Origin of the sequence: Ornithinibacter sp. (assembly GCF_035443565.1) — a bacterium.
GTDB lineage: Bacteria > Actinomycetota > Actinomycetes > Actinomycetales > Dermatophilaceae > Fodinibacter.
Genome location: NZ_DAORSO010000404.1, coordinates 1 through 1,167 on the forward strand (window position 1 = coordinate 1; position 1,167 = coordinate 1,167).

The window sequence follows — 1,167 nt, forward strand, 5'->3', positions numbered from 1 at the left end:
TCCCGGGGCGTGCTGACCCCGGTCGAGGCGCCCCGGGCGGTGGTGCGGGCGGCCGTCGCGTCGGTGCGCGTGGCCGGTGAGGGGCACGACGCCGACCGGGACCCGGCGGTCGCCGCCGCCCACCTGCCGAGCCTGGCGTGGCGCACGGCGAAGGAGGCGCTGGCGCACGGCCCGGTGCTGGTGCAGGTCCCGCGGCGGGGCTACCTGCCGTCCCTGTCGTGCCAGACCTGCCGTCGACCGGCCCGGTGCTCGGCATGCGCCGGGCCGCTGGCGCTGGCAGGACCGCAGGGGCCGACGTCGTGCCGCTGGTGCGGCCGGGTCGAGACGGCGTTCACCTGCCCGGCCTGCGGCGGGCACGCACTGCGCTCCGCTGTCGTCGGCGCCCGTCGCACGGCGGAGGAGCTGGGGCGGGCGTTCCCCGGTGTGCCCGTCGAACGCTCCGGGGCCGGCACGGTGCTCGACGTCGTCAAGGCGGGTCCCCGGCTCGTGGTCTCGACCCCGGGTGCCGAGCCCGTGGCACCTGAGGGCTACGCCGCTGCCCTGCTCCTCGACGCCTGGGCACTGCTCGACCGACCGACGCTGCTCGCCGGGGAGGAGGCCCTGCGCCGGTGGCTCGCGGCAGCAGCACTCGTGCGGCCGGCATCGGGTGGGGGGCGGATCGTGCTCGCGGGGGCACCGACCGAGGTGTCCGTGCCCGCCGTCGAGGCGTTGGTGAGGTGGGACCCAGTCTGGTTCGCCGAGCGCGAGCTCACCGAGCGGCGCGAGCTGTCGCTGCCACCCGCGGCCCGCCTGGCCACCCTCACCGGCCCGCGCGCCGCGCTGGAGCGGGCGGTCGCGGAGGTGGGGCTCCCGGCATCCGCCGCGGTGCTCGGGCCGTTGCCGCACGCGGGCGCCGTCGGCAGCGCCGGGCCCGCGGGCCCGGCACCTCAGGAGCGCTGGCGAACGATCATCACCGTCCCCCGGCCCGACGGCCCCGACCTCACCCGCGAACTCGCGGCGATGCGAGCCCGGGCATCAGCCCGCAAGGACCCCGACACCATCACCGTGCGCGTCGACCCACCCGACCCCACGACGTGACCGGGCTCAGCACGCCGCAGCCCGAGATGATGACGGCCTAGACTCCCCGGCGTGAGTGTCACCCCCATCCGGCTGTTCGGCGACCCGGTC

1 pseudogene is annotated in these 1,167 nt (G+C 77.8%); it reads left to right on the forward strand.

Annotated elements, in window-relative coordinates:
• A pseudogene (locus PLL68_RS15540) lies at positions 1-1,077 on the forward strand (primosome assembly protein PriA); the annotation flags it as partial.
• Positions 1,078-1,167: the final 90 nt, after the last annotated feature.